Source organism: Pantoea sp. paga (genome assembly GCF_007558755.1).
Lineage (GTDB): Bacteria > Pseudomonadota > Gammaproteobacteria > Enterobacterales > Enterobacteriaceae > Pantoea > Pantoea agglomerans.
Window position 1 is genome coordinate 772618 of sequence record NZ_VLTF01000001.1, and the last position, 18644, is coordinate 791261.

The 18644-nt window shown below is 54.7% G+C and carries 6 protein-coding genes and 1 pseudogene; all 7 read right to left on the reverse strand.

Annotation, left to right across the window (positions count from 1 at the left end):
• Positions 1–167: 167 nt before the first annotated feature.
• Positions 168–1243, reverse strand: a pseudogene (locus tag FOV68_RS03730) (IS3 family transposase).
• Between the two features lie 232 nt (positions 1244–1475).
• Entirely contained in the window at positions 1476–1922 is a 447-nt protein-coding gene (locus tag FOV68_RS03735; protein WP_143990339.1) for a hypothetical protein, read from the reverse strand.
• Positions 1919–13198, reverse strand: a complete 11280-nt coding sequence (locus tag FOV68_RS03740; RefSeq protein WP_255473598.1) for a hemagglutinin repeat-containing protein — start codon at positions 13196–13198, stop codon at positions 1919–1921. The genes FOV68_RS03735 and FOV68_RS03740 overlap by 4 nt, the downstream gene beginning before the upstream one ends.
• Before the next feature lie 15 nt (positions 13199–13213).
• Positions 13214–14881: a ShlB/FhaC/HecB family hemolysin secretion/activation protein gene (locus tag FOV68_RS03745; RefSeq protein ID WP_143990340.1), complete on the reverse strand. Its 1668-nt coding sequence runs from the start codon at positions 14879–14881 to the stop codon at positions 13214–13216.
• Positions 14882–15293: 412 nt separating this feature from the next.
• A complete protein-coding gene (locus FOV68_RS23960) occupies positions 15294–15449 on the reverse strand; it encodes a hypothetical protein (protein ID WP_010247735.1) in 156 nt (51 codons plus the stop codon).
• 147 nt (positions 15450–15596) lie between these two features.
• Positions 15597–16709 (reverse strand): beta-propeller fold lactonase family protein, encoded by a 1113-nt coding sequence (locus FOV68_RS03750; RefSeq protein WP_143990341.1) that lies wholly within the window; start codon positions 16707–16709, stop codon positions 15597–15599.
• A 196-nt stretch (positions 16710–16905) separates the two neighbouring features.
• The gene (locus tag FOV68_RS03755) at positions 16906–18315 is read right to left on the reverse strand and encodes an EmmdR/YeeO family multidrug/toxin efflux MATE transporter (protein WP_010670873.1); all 1410 of its coding nucleotides are present in this window, start codon (positions 18313–18315) and stop codon (positions 16906–16908) included.
• Positions 18316–18644: the final 329 nt, after the last annotated feature.

The following is an 18644-nucleotide window of genomic DNA, read 5'->3' on the forward strand; positions in this document are numbered from 1 at the left end:
TGTATTCCGCCTTGCTTATATCGCCACGAGCAAAAAATTCGCGTAAAAGTTTTGGAGATGCTTCGGTACCGGGTATAGGATAACCGTGCCAACCTGACCTGCCTCCAGTATTATATACAACCGTCATTAGTAATGTCGGTTTGTTTACCTTCACATTTTCCATTTTGCTACCGTGCTGCAAACTCTGATGGTGTCTGATAATTCAGTGCTTAATGTGGACGGCACTCGTTATAGTGCTGCCGCCAGTCATTAATGATTTTCCTGGCGTGAACAATATCTCTGAACCAGTGTTCATTCAAACATTCATCGCGAAAGCGTCCGTTAAAACTCTCAATAAATCCGTTCTGTGTCGGCTTGCCGGGCTGGATTAGTCGCAGCTCCACTCCATGCTCAAAGGCCCACTGATCGAGCGCGCGGCAGGTAAACTCCGGGCCCTGATCGGTTCTTATCGTAGCCAGATAGCCGCGAAACAGCCCAATGCTGTCCAGAATACGCGTGACCTGCACGCCTGAAATCCCGAAGGCAACAGTGACAGTCAGGCATTCCCTTGTGAAGTCATCGACGCAGGTAAGGCACTTGTTCTAGCGACCGGTGGCCAGTGCATCCATGACGAAATCCATTGACCAGGTCAGATTGGAGGCATCCAGGCGAAGCAGCGGAAGCCGCTCAGTCGCCAGACCCTTACGACGTCGTCTGCGCTTCACACTCAGGCCGTTAAGGTGATAAATGCGGTATACCCGCTTGTAGTTGACGTGAAGGCCCTCCTGGCGCAATAACTGCCAGATGCGCCGGTAACCAAAACGCCTTCGTTCGGGCGCCAGTTCAGTGATACGCCCTGATAAATGTGCATCAGTCGCTGGACGCTGAGCCTCATAGCGTCAGGTCGACAGGGACAAACCTGTTAGCCTGCAGGCACGACGTTGCAACAGACCGGTCGCATCACACATAAACTCAACGGCTTCCCGCTTCTGGTCTGCCGTCAGTACTTTCGACCCAGAGCCACCTGAAGCGCCTCCTTATCCAGCATGGCCTCGGCGAGCAGCTTCCTGAGTCTGGCGTTCTCTTCCTCAAGTGACTTCAGGCGCTTAACCTCAGGCACCTCCATGCCGCCATACTTCTTACGTCAGGTGTAAAATGTGGCGTCGGAAATGGCGTGCTTACGGCAGAGCTCACGGGCAGAAACCCCGGCTTCGGCCTCGCGGAGAATAATGATGATCTGTTCCTCGGAAAAACGCGTCTTCATGGGGATGTACTCATGTGGCTTATGAATACATTACTAACATCGCGGTGTGTTAATCAACGGGGAGCAGGTCAGGCGTATTGAGCAGGTAAACCATAGGTCGTCAGGATGGGTGTAAAAGGGATGCAACTTAACTGCAGAAAGGATGCAAAAAGAGTGCAATCAGAGCGTCACAGAAACTGCAATACCGGCGCAAGAGTGCGCCGGATCTCAGCCAAAGCAAAACACCCGATGATTAAGACTCTGGCAAAATCGAATATACTGCTTTGAAAATATGGGCTCCATCATCAACGGCTGACGATGCTTCATATATTGCTTCGCTCGCTGTCATAAGCGAATTTTCTCCACCAGCTAAGGACAGCGCCGATACAGCACGAGCTTGACTAAACAACTGAAGACCTTCTAGATTTAAGCTTTGCCCTTCATCTAGGTTGTCTTGCAAGTCAAAATACTTCTTATCTAACTTTGCAGCTAAATCATCTAGCCCAGAAACCTGATCGGTTGTGAGTCTATTACCAGACAGTAGTTGCCTAAGAGACTCGACAACAATAGGCACATCTACTGGACAAGCCTGAAAAGCAAGTTCGCAAGCCACTTTTACAGCAACTCTTCGTTGCTCCTCACTGACCAACTTAAGTTTTTCTACAAGTCCTTTCTCAACCATTTCTAAACGCATAATCATTTTTTAGCCTTTGGCAGTGGTTTTAATGGCGTTGACACATTGGCCCCTGTCGGCTCAATTACGTTCTGACATGATGCACAGACAGGACGTGTCGCACCGATATCAACAACTTTCAATCCGTTAGCGTTGGCATAGCTGACTATATCCGCTTCTGCGTGGCCAGTTCCAACAACTACTTTTTCGCCTTCTTGCAAACTCACTCCAGGACGAAGATAGCCACGAGGTTCACTTGTACTAACCAGAACAGAGCGAACACCATTGGCATCCTCTACTACCGCAACACCCATAGTTATTCGGCCTTGAGAATTCGCAGGTATTTGTGACTGAATTTCACTTACACGGCTTTGGATAAGGTTAGATGGGTTATCGTAGGCAAGGCCACGCCCCAGAGACGTACCTGCGCCTTTTGGACCTCCAGGAATAATACCGCCCATTCCCTTCACATTGCCATCATCATCCACCACTCCAATTCTTTTCGGAGTGAAAGAAATAATTTTTACAGGGCGATTGCCGTGTTCCAACTTGAATTCATCATCATCATCATCACTTCCCAGCGTATTATTCTCAACCGCATTCTTACCGGCAACCGCCCCCTGAATCCCACCTTCAACAGAACCAGAAGTCACTCCCGCGGACAGTTGCGCAGCCAGCTGGCCGAGCGCGCTGACAACCTGCTTTTGTTCCTGCGTCAGTTCGCTGGCCTGCTTGCCGGGATACATTGAGCTGAGGATAGCTCTGGCCATCAGCTCGCCACCCGCAGCACCGGCTGCACCCGCTGTTGCGTTGTTGCCCGCCAGCTGCGCCAGTACGGCACCCGCAACCGCATGCGCCATGGTGTTAGCCAGGACGTTAGTCTGCTCCTGTCCGTCGACAACTTTGCTGGTAGCTTGCTTAATTTTATTGGCGATGTAAGGCGCCATTCCACCTGCTGCGGCTGCACCCAGGTTACCTGCGCCAAGGCCACCCAGCACACCAGTTACCGCTGCTGCTGCCATGGAATAGCTGCCACCAGTGCCCCACTTTTCTGCCACGGCCTTATAGCCCGCATCATTTACAATGAGATTGTTTAATTCTGCTTTGGAATAACTGGCATATTGCGGGTTTGCTTTCAGCAACCTTTCTCTGGTTTCATCTTCAGCAGCCTGCATTTTGTAGCTGCTGACATCGCCTGCTACACGCTGACCCAGCTCCTGCATTCCCTGTGCAAACTCAAGCTTGCGTGCGACCTTATCCTTGTCGAATATCTTGTCGATATGGCCGTTGGCGTTGTCGGTATCTCTGCTCAGGTCGGCGACGTTCTGTGTCTGAGCCTGACCGTTACGTACCGTGATGGTACCGTCCGCCACGGCTGAACGGGTGGTGCCAGATGCACTGCCATGGGTATTAGCAGAGGTTGGTATCGCACCGCCTGACATTTTATTATCTTCGTTACCTCCACCCATGCTGATGGATGAGCTACTGGCTTTGTAAGAAGCGTGGTTGTCGATGTCAGACCAGCCCAGCGTACCGGTGGAGAGCGCATTGTTCGCGGACTGCGCCGTTGAGGCGATCACCGCGCCATTCAGCTGGGTGTGGTTGCCAGCATAGATGTCATAGCCACCATTCCCTGCAAACAGGCCGCTCTGATCGCCGACGCTGGCATACTCACTGTTCACTTTACTCTGGCTCAGACTGAGGCCAGCGGAGCCGGTCATGCTGCCGAACGTGAAGCTGAAGCCGCCGCTGGCGCTCTGCTGCTTGCTTTGATAATCATCGGTATCCTGCAGGCTGGTCATCGTCAGATCGTGGCCTACATCGGCAACAATCCGGTTACCCAGAGCCTGCGCGCCAGACAGCACGGTGTCATTGCCGCTGCTCAGGGTGAGGTCATTGCTGGCGTTCACCCGGCTGTTGACGTAATCGGTGGTTTTGCCGTTCTCCTTGCCGCTGGCCATAAAGCCACTGGCCTGTATGCCAATACCTGTTTCTTTACCTATCGCGACATGAACGCCGCCACTCCAGCCGGAAGCCTTATTGCTGCTTTTCTGTTCGGTGTTGTTGGTTGCCGCCGTGAGGTTGAGATCGTGCGCTGCAGCAAGCGTGACATTTTTGCCGGTAATGCCGCTGCCAGCGAGCGTAATATCACCGCTGCTGCCGTTGGCACCGGTCGCCACCACGGCAATGTTGCCGCCGCCGTTGAGTGAACTACCTTTAACGGCATTGGCGTTATACTCCGATGACGATTTACTCTTACTCGCGCCGACGCTGAGCTCAATTTTTATCCCTGCTTCACTCATATTGCCGTTGGCCAGCGCCTGGCCAGACTGCATGGTTTTTGCGCCCGACATCGCCCAGCCACTTTCAAGAGCTTTTACCGCACCCAGTGCTTTGAGGCGATCGTCGCCCGCCTCGCTGGCGGATTTTGCCTGTTCCCCAAGGCTTAATAGGGCATCGGTAATCGGGCTGGTAAGCTGCAGAGTTAAGCCGCTTTTCTTCTGCTCATATACCTGACGACGGCTGATAAGATCGTTGCCAGGATCGATATCCACGGAGCCACCGACCACGCTGATGTCTTTTTTAGCGATGACATCAGAGCCGCCGATATGGGCATTATTACCGGCAATCAGCGTGACGCTACCGCCGGTGCTGCCTACGGCGCTGGCGCTCTGGCTTTGGGTGGTGCCGTCGCGATTAAGTTGCTGGCGAGTGGAAGCGCTACCGAAGGTCACGCCAATACTTCCGCCACTCATCATGCCGCTCTTTTTGGTTTCTTTCAGGCTGTAGCTATGCTGCTCTTCAGTGGCCGCAGTGATCGCAAGATCACGTCCTGCCTTCAGCGCAACGTTGTTATCGCCTACCACGCTGGAACCCGTTACAGCCATATCACGTCCGGCAACGATCGCGACATTGTTACCACTTAACGCCGAAGACTGTTCAGTTGTTGCTGAGTTCTCATGAACTGTGTGCGTGGTTTTTTTAGAGAACAACTTTTTCTTAACTTTTGTATCTTCGTCGTAGTGATAATCGCTTTCGGTCGCCGTTGTGATAGCCACGTCTCGTCCTGCCTGAATAGCAAGATCGCCTCGTGCATCTACTCTCGCCGCTTCCGCGACCATGTCCCGTCCAGCTTTAACCGTCGTACTCCCACCACTGGCAATTTCAGTGCCCTGCTGGCGTACCGACTCATTAATCTCAACCTTCTTGCCGGATTTGTAGCTATTGCCAGAACCGGTTTCAGCCGCCAGCAGATTGACATCACGTCCCGCCTGTAAGGTCACGTCTTTGTCTGCGGCGATGCCTGCCGCCTGGCTATTGAGATCGCGTCCGGCCTGAAGTGCTAAATCGCCTCCGCTGGTCAGCGTCGTGCGATCCAGCCCGGTTGAATGGGTTTCACGTTTGCCCTTCACATCATTCTGGCTGGTGGTCGCGCTGTTGAGATTAAGATCGTTACCGGCTGCCAGCGCCGCGTTTTTACCTGCGCTGATGTTGCTGGCGGTAACAGTCAGATCGTGGCCCGCCTGCATCGCCATATTGCCGCCTGCGGCGATCTGGCTGCCGACCGTGGTGACGGTGGTTGTGCTGGTTGGGTCAACTTTTTGCCAGCGGTTTCCGAAGCCGGATTGTGCGCTGCCAGTGACGTTCTGGTTCCCGGTGATAGCAATATCATTCCAGGCGTTCAGCAGCAGATCGCCACCCGCTTTGAGGTTAGCGCCGGTGACGATAATATCGTTGCCCGCCTTAAGGCTCAGAGAATCCAGTGACGTGATGCTCGCCGTTGGCCCGCTCAGAGTTTCGGTATAGGATTTCTTCGCACCCTTACCGTTGTCTGCATCCAGATGCCAGAGCTGTGATGTGGTCAGGTTGTTGATGTCACCGTTAACGCTCTCCAGTGCCACCTTTTTACCGCTGATAGTCGCGCTGACGTTGTTGATATCATTAAGTGCGCTAAGTTGCAGATCGCCACCTGCATGGAGCAGACCGGCGTTGAGGTTACTGAGCGTGTTCTGACTGTCGATAGTCAGATCGTTTTTGGCCATCACGCTACTACCGGTATTGGTGATGTTACCGCCTTTCAGCGTCACGTTGTTACCGGCAATCACGCTGCCATCGCGCATCTCCACATCTTTTGTAGACAGATAGAGCTTCGGCACCATCACCGTTTCACCGTTGATGGTGGTGGCTTCCCACCAGACCATACTCTTGTCTAAAGAGGCGAGTTGCCCGGCAGAGAGTGAGACACCAAACTCCAGTCCCAGCGACTTTTGCGCCGCCGCAGCGTTGTCCATCAGATAGCGCATCTGGGCGAGATCGGATCCCAGGCCATTGATGTAGCGATTACCGGTCTGATTCAGTACCGCATTGCTGACGTAGCGGGTATCAAACGCCGCATCACCGAGAAAACGATAATCATAATCTGGCTTCAGGTTCAGGCGGCTCAGCATGTATGAGGAGCCGAGGAAGGCGTTCTCGTCTGTGTATTGAGGCCGCGTTTCCTGTAAAGGCGTGGTGGCAGGCTGTTTGCCCAGTTTTGCGTTCAGCTCGCCGAACAGGCTCTGATCAAGCTGACCCAGGCCATTAAGTTTGGGGTTAACGGTAATCAGATAGCGGCTATTGGTGTTCGACGCAACAAAGTAGCCGTTCTGACCAGAAGGTAATGGATAGGCGCTGATATCAACCTCAGCGACCTTATAGTTATGCAGCGACGCAGGATCCTGAGCAGCATTCGTCAGGTTAATGGCTTTACCCAGCGCTGCGTTGTGTTTACCCGCAGTTGCATATTGCGTCAGCGGTGCGCTGCCCTGTGAAGCGGTCTCCAGCGCACCTGCACCATTGACCTGCTGCAAGGCATTCTGGAGCTGATCGCGCCATTGCGGGGTATTGATTGCGGCTTTGTCGGCAGCAGCCAGTTGCTGATGAGACTGCGCGCCTGCGGTGCCTGCTGCTGTTAGGCCGCGTATAGCGGGGGCCGAAAGGGTGTTACCGCTCCAGCCGGTATTCGCTGTGGTGTTAGTGTTGCTGATATCGCCGCTGAAGTTAGCTGAGACGTTGCCTCCGGCCTGGATAACGGCGCGTAATCCATTTCCGGTATAGGCAGTCTCGTACTCGGGGCCACTGGAGAGAATATATTTTACGGTATCGTCACTTGTGTTTGTCGTGGCTCCTGTAGAATTTTTTGGTGCGTAAAATTCCAGATTTGTTTGATTTAAATATTCCTGGTTGGGTTTCTTCCTGACAATCAGCTCACTTGGCGGAGCAAGGGAAGTTTTCGGGGCCAATGCAAAGCTTAAATATTTGCTGGAAACCCCACTTTGCCAGGAGGCATTATTAAGCACTCCTCCGGACAAATTAGCATCATTACCAGCCAGCAAATTGCTCGCCTGATTATCCAATTGCAATGCCCTTATGAACAAATTGCGACCCGCAGCAATTCTCGCAGCCCCTCCCGAAGCAACGGCGGTTGTAGTTGTCTGGCTTACCAGGTAGCGTTTAACACGCGCTTTTTCAGTAGGAACTAAGGTATACCGGTCAGCACTGCCTGCCCCCTCAGCGTTGCCGCCGCCGGCATCTTTAAGTAAATAGCCGAGCTCGCCAGCATCTACTGAAAGCTCGGATAATCTCATATCAAACGAACCATTATCAGCGCCTGACGGAAGTCCGGAATTTGCAACAGTTGAGGAGCTCGTACTCAAACCATCCCTTGTATTCAGCAAATGTCCCGTATTAATCGTGATATCGCCGTTCTGCGTTTCGATGGTGCCGGAGTTATTAACTACCTCGCCGTTGGCGTTCCCCGCCGCGTCGCCCTGAAGCCACATACTGCCGCCTGCCAGCATATCGGCACGCTGGTTGCGGATGCTGTTGGCAAAAAGAGAGAGATTGCCTGCCGCATAGAGCAGCGCATTGTTAACGATGCTGCCAGGTGCACTGAGCACCAGGTTGCCGCGGGTACCGGTAAAGCCGTCCAGGACAATATCGCTGCGGCTGGCTAAGTTGATGTTACCGCCGCCCTGCAGACTGCCATTCCCGTTCATGGCGATACGATTGCCGCTTAACGCACTGTCACCGGTTCCCGTGGTGAGCTGACCATTATTAGTGAGATCGCCGCCTGCACTCAGCGTCAGCGCGCCGCCCTGCATCGTGCCCTGGTTATCTATCGCGCCATTACTGCTGACGGAGAGTCGCCCGCCCGCAGCCAGCACATCGCGACCGGTAAAACCATTCGCGATCTCCAGCGTGGCATTACCCAGCGCCACCACCTGACCGGTCTGGTCAAAGCCATTGCTGTGAACCAGCAAACTGCCGCCACTGAACAGACGACCACTGCTTTGCTGATTGACCTGAGCGGCCATTACGCTCAGCCGGTTGTTACCCAGCAGCGTGCCGCTGTTGTTTACCTGCTGATAATTGACCTCAAGGTTGCCGCCCTGGACTGTGCCCTGGTTGCTGAAGCCATTGCCGGTCAGCGTGCCCTGACCGTCGGCCAGCAGCGTACCGTTATTGCTGGCATTGGTGGCATTGAGAATCAGCTGCGACGCCTGTAACCAGCCGTTGTTATTCAGCTGCGGCGTATTCAATGTCTGCGCGCCACCCGAGAGCCACCGGCCATCGTTTTGCGTTAAACCGGTTATTGTCGCGACACCGTTGCCATTGCCCTGAATCAGGCCATAGTTGAACAGTTCAGGCCCGGTCAGCGTCAGGGCGTTTTGCGTGATCATGGCGCCATTGCCGCCGTTGGTGATGCGTCCACCGGCATTGACCAGCAGGCTGTTGTCACCCTGTAAGCGCCCGTTGTTATCAACCGCACCACTGGTGATCTGCAGATCGCCGCCCTGCACGCGTCCGGCATTATTAAGCGAGGAGGACTGAAGCGTCAGCCTGCCTGCGCTGAGCAGCGTTTTATCCTGCTGCTGAGTCAGTGCACCGTTAAGGCCAACCGTCAGCGCGTCGACACCGGTCACTGCGCCGTTATTGTTTAACGTGTCGCCCCGTAGCGTCAGGTTTCTGGCAATCCATTCACCCTGATTGGTCAGCGTCAGTGCCTGCAGTGCCGCTGTGCCATTCGCTGAGATCTTACTGCCAGCGCCCGTATCAAGGCGATCCGCCAGAATCAGTTGCAGCGCATCCGCACTCTGGATCGCGCCATTATTGGTCAGTTTCCGGGCATTCAGCAGGATCTGCTGTCCCTGCCAGCTGCCGTTATTCACAACGTCCCCGCCGTTAATGTTCAGCGTGCCCTGCGTCAGCAGCGATCCTCCCTGGTTATTGATCAGCTGACGTGATGGCGCGGCCAGCGCTCTGAGCAGCATTCGCCCGGCCACCTGTGGCGCAGCGGCAAACGTCAATGCCTGCAGACCAATCAGGCTGCCCTGATTAATGACGCTGGCGGGTGAAATGGTCAGGGTTTTGCCCTGCACCGATCCGCTGTTATTCAGCGCGACACCGTTCAGCACCATCGCCCCTTCGCTGAGCAGTGAGCCGCTGTTGTTCAGCGTGTTCGCCGTAACCTGTGCGGTGTTCTGACTCATCAACGAGCCGGTGTTATGCAGTTCATTGCTGATGCTGGCGTTCAGATCTTTGCTTCCCAGCAGCGAACCCTGATGCAGCCAGTTATCAGCGTTAACCGTTGCCTGCTCGCCCTGCAGCATTCCCTGGGTGTTGAGCTGACCTGCGGTCAGCGTCAGTGTTCCGCCGCTCAGCGTTTTGCCACCGGCAGATTGCGTGATGTTATCGGCCTGAGCAGTCAGCGCCGTGTTGCCCTGTAACAGACTGTCGTTGTTCAGGCTGGTGCCCTGCAACCCCAGGCGGTCCGCCATTATTTTGCCGCTGTTGCGCAGCGTGGTGGCATTAATGTCGCTCTCTCCCTGGCTGACCAGCGTGCCACTGTTGATCAGATCGCTGGCGATATTACCGCGCAAGGCGCTGATGCCATTGATGCTGCCGCGATTGTCGAGAGAATCCAGCGTGACGTCGAGTTGCTGGCCCTGCCAGCTGCCATCATTGATCGCGTTACCGCCCTTGACGATCAGTCGATCGCCGCTCAGCAGTTGCCCATTGTTGTGGTTGAGGGTCTGAGCAAATCCGAGATCCAGCAGGTTGTCGCCCTGAAGCAGTCCGCTGTTCTCCAGCGTATTACCGCTGGCGCTGAGTTGCTGTGCCGCAATCTGGCCGCTGTTACTGAGCGTTTGGGCATGCAGGTCGGCCTGCTGGCCGGTCACGATCTGTCCCGTACTGCTGTTATTCAGCGTATCGGCAATCTGAAGATCGAGGTCATCGCTCAGCAGGCGTCCGCTGTTGTTGAGACGGTTGCCGTTGACTGAAAGCTTACCGTTAACCTGCAGCAGCCCGTCGTTATCCAGTTGCTCTAACGTCAGCGTCAGCGGTCCTCCGGCGATTAACTGGCCGCCATGGAGGTTGTGGAGTTGCTGATGATCCAGCGTTAAGGTGCTGTTGCCCTGCAGCAGACCGGCGTTACTGAGCACTGGCGCATGCAGGCTGAGGTTATCTGCCGCCAGTGTGCCTTTGTTATCGATCTCCCCAGCCTGTAAATTCATCTGCTGCTGGCTGATCAGACTTCCGCTGTTATCCAGCACACCCCCGACCTGGGCTGTCAGTGCTTTCCCGGCGCGAACAGTGCCACTGTTCTGCAACGCCTTCGCGTTTAACGCTATCTGATCGGCCTGCATTGCGCCGTGGTTATTCAGTGAAGTGATGTTGCCATTCAGGGTGCCGTCACTCAGCAACTGTCCGCCCTGCTGATTATCCAGCTGGTCGCCTGCCAGCGTAATCTGCTGATTACCCTGAATCAGGCCACTGTTAATCAGGTCGCCACGCAGCGTCAGCGCCTGAGCAATCAGCCAGCCGCTGTTGTCAGTGTGATTCGCTTTTAGCGCGATGCCCTGTTGTCCCAGAATCTTGCCGCTATTGACCAGCGTGTCGCTTTGCAGCTCGGCGTCGGCTTCACTGAGGGCATTGCCGCTATTCTGCCAGCGATCAGCATTCAGTGTCAGCTGTTTGCCCTGCATCAGTCCGCTGTTGTCCAGCGTCTGCTGTTGCACATTCAGCTGGCCTGCGCTGAGCAGCGTGCCGCTGTTGGTTAACCCGCTGCCCTGCAACGATACTGCCTTGTCGCCCTGGAGTGTTCCGCTGTTATTGACCTGGCTGACATCGCTATTCAGCGTTGCGGCGGCGATGATGCCCTGATTAGTCAGTACATCGCCGTGCAGCTGGAGTGGATCACTGGCCAGCAGTTTGCCACCCAGCTGATTATCCAGATGCCCGTACCGGGCGCTGAGGCTGGCAGCGTTGATTTCCCCGCTGTTGTTCAGCTGGTCGCCACTGACGACCAATGCTTTGCCGCTGGTGATCAATCCGCTGTTATTAAGCTGTGGCAAATCGAGCGCAAAATCGTTGTCGGAGCTGATCGTCCCCGCAGCAAGGTTATCCAGCATTCCGGCATGTAAAGAGAGCTGATTAGAGCCCTGAAGCAGGCCGCCGTTACTGATTTGCCCGGCGGTCAGCGTCAGATTTGGTGCGGTTAACGAGCCCATGTTACGCAGTTGTGCACTGTTCAGGATGAGTGCGTTCTGACTGCTGATAGCCCCCTGATTTTCCAGCCTGCCACGAGCGGTCAGTTGCGCGTCACCGCGTGCAGTGATGGAGCCGTTTTGTTGTAGCGTATCGCTGTTAATCACGGCATCGCCATGACTCACCATCTCGCCACTGTTATTCAGGGTCGGGGCATCGATTTGCAGACGCTGACTGACCAGATTGCCGCTGTTGCTGAAGGTGTCGGCAACACTGAACAGTGCGTTGCCCTGTGCGGAGAAGATCCCGTCCTGATTCAGTCGATTAGCCGTGATCGTAGCATCACCCGTACTGATCAGTTTGCCGCTGTTATCAAGAGTGCCGCTTTGAATATTCAGGCTGCTGCCACTGATTTCATCGCGGTTAGTCAACTGTCCGCTAACAGCCACAGTGTTTTTACCCTGAGCCAGCAGCTTACCGTTCTGTTGCAGAGTGTTAGTGCGAACCTGTACGTCACCATTACTGGCCAGGCTACCACTGTTAGTGATATGCGCAGCCTGAATATCGAGTGTTTTTGCGGCGGCGAGCTGACCGGCATTGTCCAGCTGAGAGGTGGCAGAGAGTTGCAGCGCGTCTACCGCACTACCGCTGCTGCTGTTATCAACACTCAGGTTAGCACCGCTGAGACGCACATTCTGTCCTGCCTTCACGCTGCTGCCTTTGAGCGTGATACTGCCCTGACTGTTGAGGTCCAGCGAGGCGTCGCTGCCCAGCGAGGCCGCGTTTAAGGCAATATCCTGCTGCGCTGTCAGCGCAACGTTGCCCCCGGCTTTATGTTCGCCTTGCAGTGCGATGCTGCTGCCTTTTGCAATCAGGGTGCCGCTGGTCAGGCTATTGTTGATGCTTAACCGACCCTGCGCATCCAGCACCATATCGCCCTGACGGGCATTAAGATTGCCGAGATTGACGCCAACGCCGTTTTCGCTGGAGACCAGATGGATGCGGTTGGCGTACATGCCGCCCAGCGCGCCGGTATCTACGGCGACCGATGGCGCAGCACCTTCGCCCGCGATGGGTGTCACGCTGCCATCAGCACCAACCCGGTTTGCGCCCAGCGTCACAGTGAGATCTTTGGCATGGATGCCCGCGTTGATTTCGGTTGCGCGCGCAATGATCGAGACAGCATCTGCCTGGCTGCCATCCAGTCCTTTACCCTCAATGCTGATTGCGCCTTTCGTCACTTCAAGCGATTGCAGATTGCCCTGCGCATCAAGCTGCGGTTTACCGGTGGTCAGCGTAACGTTGGGCGTATTGATAAAGCCGCAGCCGTTACAGGTAATGCCATAAGGGTTAGCGACCATCACGTTGGCCGCTTTGCCCGCTACCTCGGTATAGCCCTGCAGCTGTGAACGGTTAGCACCCACCACCTCATTGATAATGGCCCGGGCTTCCTGCCCTGCTTTGAGATTCGGGTTGTTCTGGACAAGTCCACCCAGCTGGGTCTGCGTCAACCGGCCGGTTGCGTTGTTCAGGATCAGCCCTTCCTGACCCACGTTGTAATTCTGATACTGGTTATGCGACAGGCCCGCCGCATTTGGCGTCGCGATATTAATGACCGGGACACCATTCCCGGCAGCATCGACTTTTGTCCCTGGTGTGACGGGCGCTATCGCCGCAGAAAAGGCGGGCAGCAGTGGCTGAAACGCGATCAGCGAGCAGATGAGATAGCTCAGCAGACGACGCGGCAGTGAAAGCTTTAATTGATCATCCATAATCGGGGCCTTTTTTTAAAAAACGAGTCCAACACGCGCGTAAACGCTGAGGCGATCGGGCGCAAGATAATTGGGGTAGCTGACAGGGATACCCAGCGACAGCTGAGTGGAGACATGCGCGTTACGGGTGCCAAGTCCCAGCGAACTGCCCCACAGCGTGCCTGCTGCGTAGCGATCCTGTTTGTCGCTCTGGAGCCACCCGCCGTCCAGCGCCAGGGTGGTGCTGACCTCGCCGATTGCAGGCAGGGTAAACAGCGAGTAATTCAGTTCGTTACGCAGATAGCCGCCAACATCGCCGGAAAGGTATTGCTCCTTGTAGCCGCGAACCGAGTTCTCGCCACCAATTGTCAGGCGTTCGCTGCCATAGAGGCGATCCGGCGACCACTGAGCGTAAAAACTGCTGAGCCACCACATTTTCTGAGTGACTGGCCGCTGATAGCTGCTGCTGACGCTCCATTTACGGAATTCAGCTTTCGGAAAATCGTCGCTTTTACCCTTGTCGCTTTCCGCATCAAACCACGGCATCCCGCGGCTCAGCATCGGGTTCAGGGTGGCCACCCCACCTGCAATTTTTTGCGTATGGTTAAAACCGATCTGCAGGCTGGTCAGTTTGCGGCTACTGCTTTCAAGCAGGGTCTCATTCAGCCAGTTATGGCTGACGTAATGGTTCAGCCCAAGCTGAAGGCCGGTTTTGATTTGCCCGTTGCGGAACAGCACCCACGAGCCGCTGAGGCGGTTAGAGATGTTGTCACCGTTGCTATACCAGTCGAAACTATTGGCGTTAAAGCGGCTGTGATAGTTGCTCCAGCTATAGCTGTAATCCAGCAGCCCATAGCCATAAGGCACGCTGACGCCCGCCTGGAAATTTTGCGCATCGCGCCAGTCGCTGAAAGCGCTGCTGCGACCACCGCTGACAAACCAGCGATCGGCAACACCCAGCAGGTCGTTACCCACCAGCGAGCCGGAAAGCTGACCGATGCCGGTGCTTCGCTGGCCGCTATTGTCCATATTCAGCCCCAGCGTCAGAGGAAACTCGGGGGTGCTGGTCAGATTAACAATGGAATAGCCCGGCTGAGTCGATGGGATGATTTCAATCTGAACCGGCGTAGTACGAAGCCGGTTTATCTGCTCCATTCCCTGTTCAATGTCTCGTAAATTTAAAATAAGTCCTGCACGGGTCGGGAACGCCATGTTCAGCTGACGTGCACTGGCACCCTGCAAATGAATCGCCTCAAGCTTTCCTTCCAGTACGGTGATATTTAATGTCCCGTGGGAAAGATTCTGTTCTGTCAGGAAGGCCCGGCTGGTGATATAGCCGCGCTGGACATACCACTCTGAAATGGCGCGTACCAGCTGATTAATACGATCCAGACTCAGGCACTGATTGATATAGGGAGCGACAAGTCTCTTCTGTGTATCAGGCGTGATTAAGCTCGCCTGTTGCAGTGAAATCTGGTTGATTTCAAAACAGGGGCCGCTGGCTGGCGCCGATTCGGTTTTTTGCAGCTCAACCTGATGCGTCTGTGTTAATGCGTCACGCTGCTGCTGATCCTGCTGCAACCGCTGCTGCTGCTGATTTTGAATAACGTCAAGATCGCCCGGTGTGACCGGTGCAGCCATGACATTGCTGATAAACAAACTGGCTCCGAAAACCAGCCACTTCCCTGTTTCAGGCATTTTCATCGAAGGATTAACAACGCTTATTGTAAGTTTTGTGTAAGCACAGGCGTGCAGATTACCACCTTAACAATCGGAAGTTCCTTATTGACTTAAAATAATGATGTGGTTTTACAAAAAGTAAAATTAGCGGTGATAAAACGTTTTCTAAGCCAAATTTGTAATGATTTAGCCACTTTCTATATGCGGAGGTCATTTATGAGTGTTAAGGGAATGGATGTTAAGGCGAACACTGAAGAATATACATGCGCGACGGATTAATTATTCATATAACGGCGCAGGGATATTAAGTGGGATAAAATACAATGATGTTGCTGTTTTTCGTGGTGAAGCCTGCTGGCTGAAATGACCAGCGCAATACAGATGCAAAAAGGCCCGCAACGTAGCGGGCCTTTAACCAGACAACATGCAACAACCATTATTTTTCATGGTAGCGATGCACTGCCGGATAATATTCCAGTCCATACAACTGGCTCAGCGGCAGCAGCAGTTCGACGTTAATATCATGCACACGGTCACTCGCCACAGGGCCGCTCAGCAGCTGTTCAAACCAGGCTATCAGTTTCTGTTTCATCTCAGGCTCTCCGCATCAGTTGATGCTCTGAGTAAACCCGCTTACACGCCCGATCAGAACCAAAAATTTCTGCGCTGCTTATGCCGGAAATGGCATAAGCAGCCCTCATCTGTTTAACCATTGCCATACACCGGCTGCTCAAAACGGTTACTGCGTTATCAGCGTCACCCAGTTCGCCCCTTTACCGGCCGGGGCTTCAGCAACCCGTTTGAGTTCGCCGCTGGCGGGATCGATAGCGTAACTGCCAATCACCGCGCTCTTCTCCCCGCTGGCGATCAGCCATTTACCCTGCACATCAATCGCAATACTGCGCGGCTGTTTTTCAACCGGCCAGCTGCCGATGAGTGTTAACTCACCCGACTGCTTATCGACCCGGTAGCCACTGACGGTGCTGGAGGTGCGCTCGGTGACATAGATAAATTGTCCGTCAGGCGTGATTTTGATGTCTGCCGCCCAGATACGCGGCGTGGGATCGCTGTAGCCCGCCGGGCGCTGCTCGCCATGCTGCAGGTTATATTTCTTCGCCACCGCATTCGGCCAGGTTTTCAGCGCCGTCAGCGCCCCATCCGCCGCGCGACGGAACTGCGTAATGGTGCCGCTCATCTCCGCGAGGTTATAGAGAAAACGATTGTCGGGCGATATCACGGAATGCCGTGCGCCGCTGTTCTTCTCGCCCTGAACAAAACCGGTTCCCAGCGGTGTTATCGCGCCGTTATCCGCAAAGGCATATTGCAGCACGCGATCCGCGCCAAGGTTACCGACGTAGAGGGAATGATTACTGACGTCGGTGATCACCGAATGGGCATGCGGCCCGGTTTTCACCTCGCCCGTGACCTGTGGTGTCACAATGCCTTTGTCATCAATCCGGTTACTGGTGACGATATCGCTGTCATAAGAGGCAGCCAGCAGATAGCACCCACTTCTGTCGGTGGTGATCCACGGAAAGCTGGCTGCAACCGGCGTCACCGCCAGTTTCTGCAAGTCACCGTGCGAACCCGAGATGCGCCAGCTGATGATCGAGTAAGGCGGACTCCGCAGCGCACCATAGAGCCGTTTACCATCCGGGCTGGCCGCCAGCGGCATAATCTTTTTACCGGCAGGCGTATCGCCACGCCATTGCAGGCTGCCATTTGCCTCGCTGAGCTGATAGCGGGAAACGGTGCCGGATTCAGCATTGGAGACATAGACAAAGGTTGCCGCCCATAACGGGGCGCTACACAGCAGCGGCAGGAGTGCCAGCGCCGTTTTCAGACGGATCATAGGGTCACCTTGATAAGTAGTGTCTGCATCATTGCGCAGCAGGCATTACGCTAACCCTGTCTGAGAAGGCTGGCTTTGTGCAACTGTCTGAAATCAGGTTCGAAAGTCTGGAGATGTGACGGAGATGTTATTTTTAATGGTGCTGAAAGAGGTATGACGCCTTTCCCCGGGGCGGGGGAAAGGCGTGAACAGTGCGCTAACCGGTTTTCGCGATCATTTTTCGATAGCGGTTGAGCCACTTGCCGCTGTTAAGTCGCCACCAGAAGAAGATGCCACGCACCGTCCAGTCGAGAAACATCCCCAGCCAGACGCCGGTCACGCCCATCCCCAGTTCAATCCCGAGCAGGTAGCCGACCACCACGCGGGCGCCCCACATGCTGAACATCGACACATACATGGTGTAACGTGCATCGCGTGCGCCCTTGAGGCCGGCAGGCAGCACCCAGGACGCGGCCCATAACGGCATAAACAGCGCGTTAAGCCAGATCAGCTGCTTCGTCACGTTAATCACTTCCGGATCGCTGGTATAAAACCGCGCCAGCAACCCGGCCAGCGGCACCGTCAGCAGGGCCATCGCGGTCAGGCAGACCGTCGCCAGCCAGAAGACGTGCCGCACCTGGCGTTCCGCCTGGAACACCTGATTCCTGCCCAGACGGGTACCGGTGATAATGGTTGAAGCCGAACCCAGCGCATTGCCTGGCAGGTTGATCAGTGAGGCGATAGAAAAGGCGATAAAATTCCCGGCAATCTCGCTTGTGCCCATTCCGGCAACAAACACCTGTGTCAGCAGTTTACCGCCGTTGAACAGCACCGACTCGATACTGGCAGGCACGCCTATACCTAAAACTTCCATCAGAATGCTGCTGTTCCAGCGCCGGAAATAGCTCGACAGCGTGATTTTCAGTGACGCGTTAAAGCCGATCATCAGCACGTAAATCACCGCGATCGCCCCGATATAGCGGGTGATGGTCAGTCCGAGCCCGGCACCGATAAACCCTAAACCGTCCCACGAGAAGCAGCCATAAATCAGCACGCTACTGATGATGATGTTGAGGATGTTCATTCCGCCATTAATCAGCATCGGAATCTTGGTGTTACCTGCACCGCGCAGCGCTCCGCTGCCAATCAGGGTGATGGCGGCGGCCGGATAGCTCCAGGCGGAAGTCTGCAGATAGCTCAGCGCCAGCGCTTTGACTTTCGGATCGGCGGCACCGGCAATCGCATCGACAATCAGATGGCCCCAGAACTCAATGGCGATCACCAGCACAAAGGCGAGTATCGTCATCATGGCCAGCGACTGACGCGTGGCGGCACGGGCGCGCTTGCCGTTGCGTTTTGCCAGGCTGAACGCCACCACCACCGTGGTACCGAGATCGATGGCAGCAAAGAACGAGATGATCACCATGTTGAAGCTGTCGGCCAGGCCCACACCCGCCATCGCCTCTTTACCCAGCCAGCTGACCAGGAAGGTGCTCAGTACGCCCATCAATAGCACACAGGCGTTCTCGAAAAAGATAGGCACTGCTAATGGCGATATCTCACGCCAGTAGAGCGTGCGATACGAACGGCGTTTCGGGTACCACGCCGTGCGCTTGATCGCCTGCATCACTGCTACGCCGGGATTTTGCAAAGGATTACCAAATCAGAAGAGACTGGACAGGAGTTCTAATGATGATAGTGGGCAGAGAAATATGCAAAGTCTTTCCGGTGCAAATTAATCATGGTTACAAACTTTTTAATGTCGCCACGGCACAATCTGTCTCACTGCCCCGCCTGCTGTAGCAAACCTGAATATTTCCCTGATGTTATGATCGATTGGGCATGCTTTGCTGCTGGCGGTTTTTCCACCCTATCCTCATCAGTAACGTATTAAAAAGAGGTGAATCACCGCTTCTGATCGTAAAGCTTTTCTTAATGAATTTCAGTGCGGCGAAT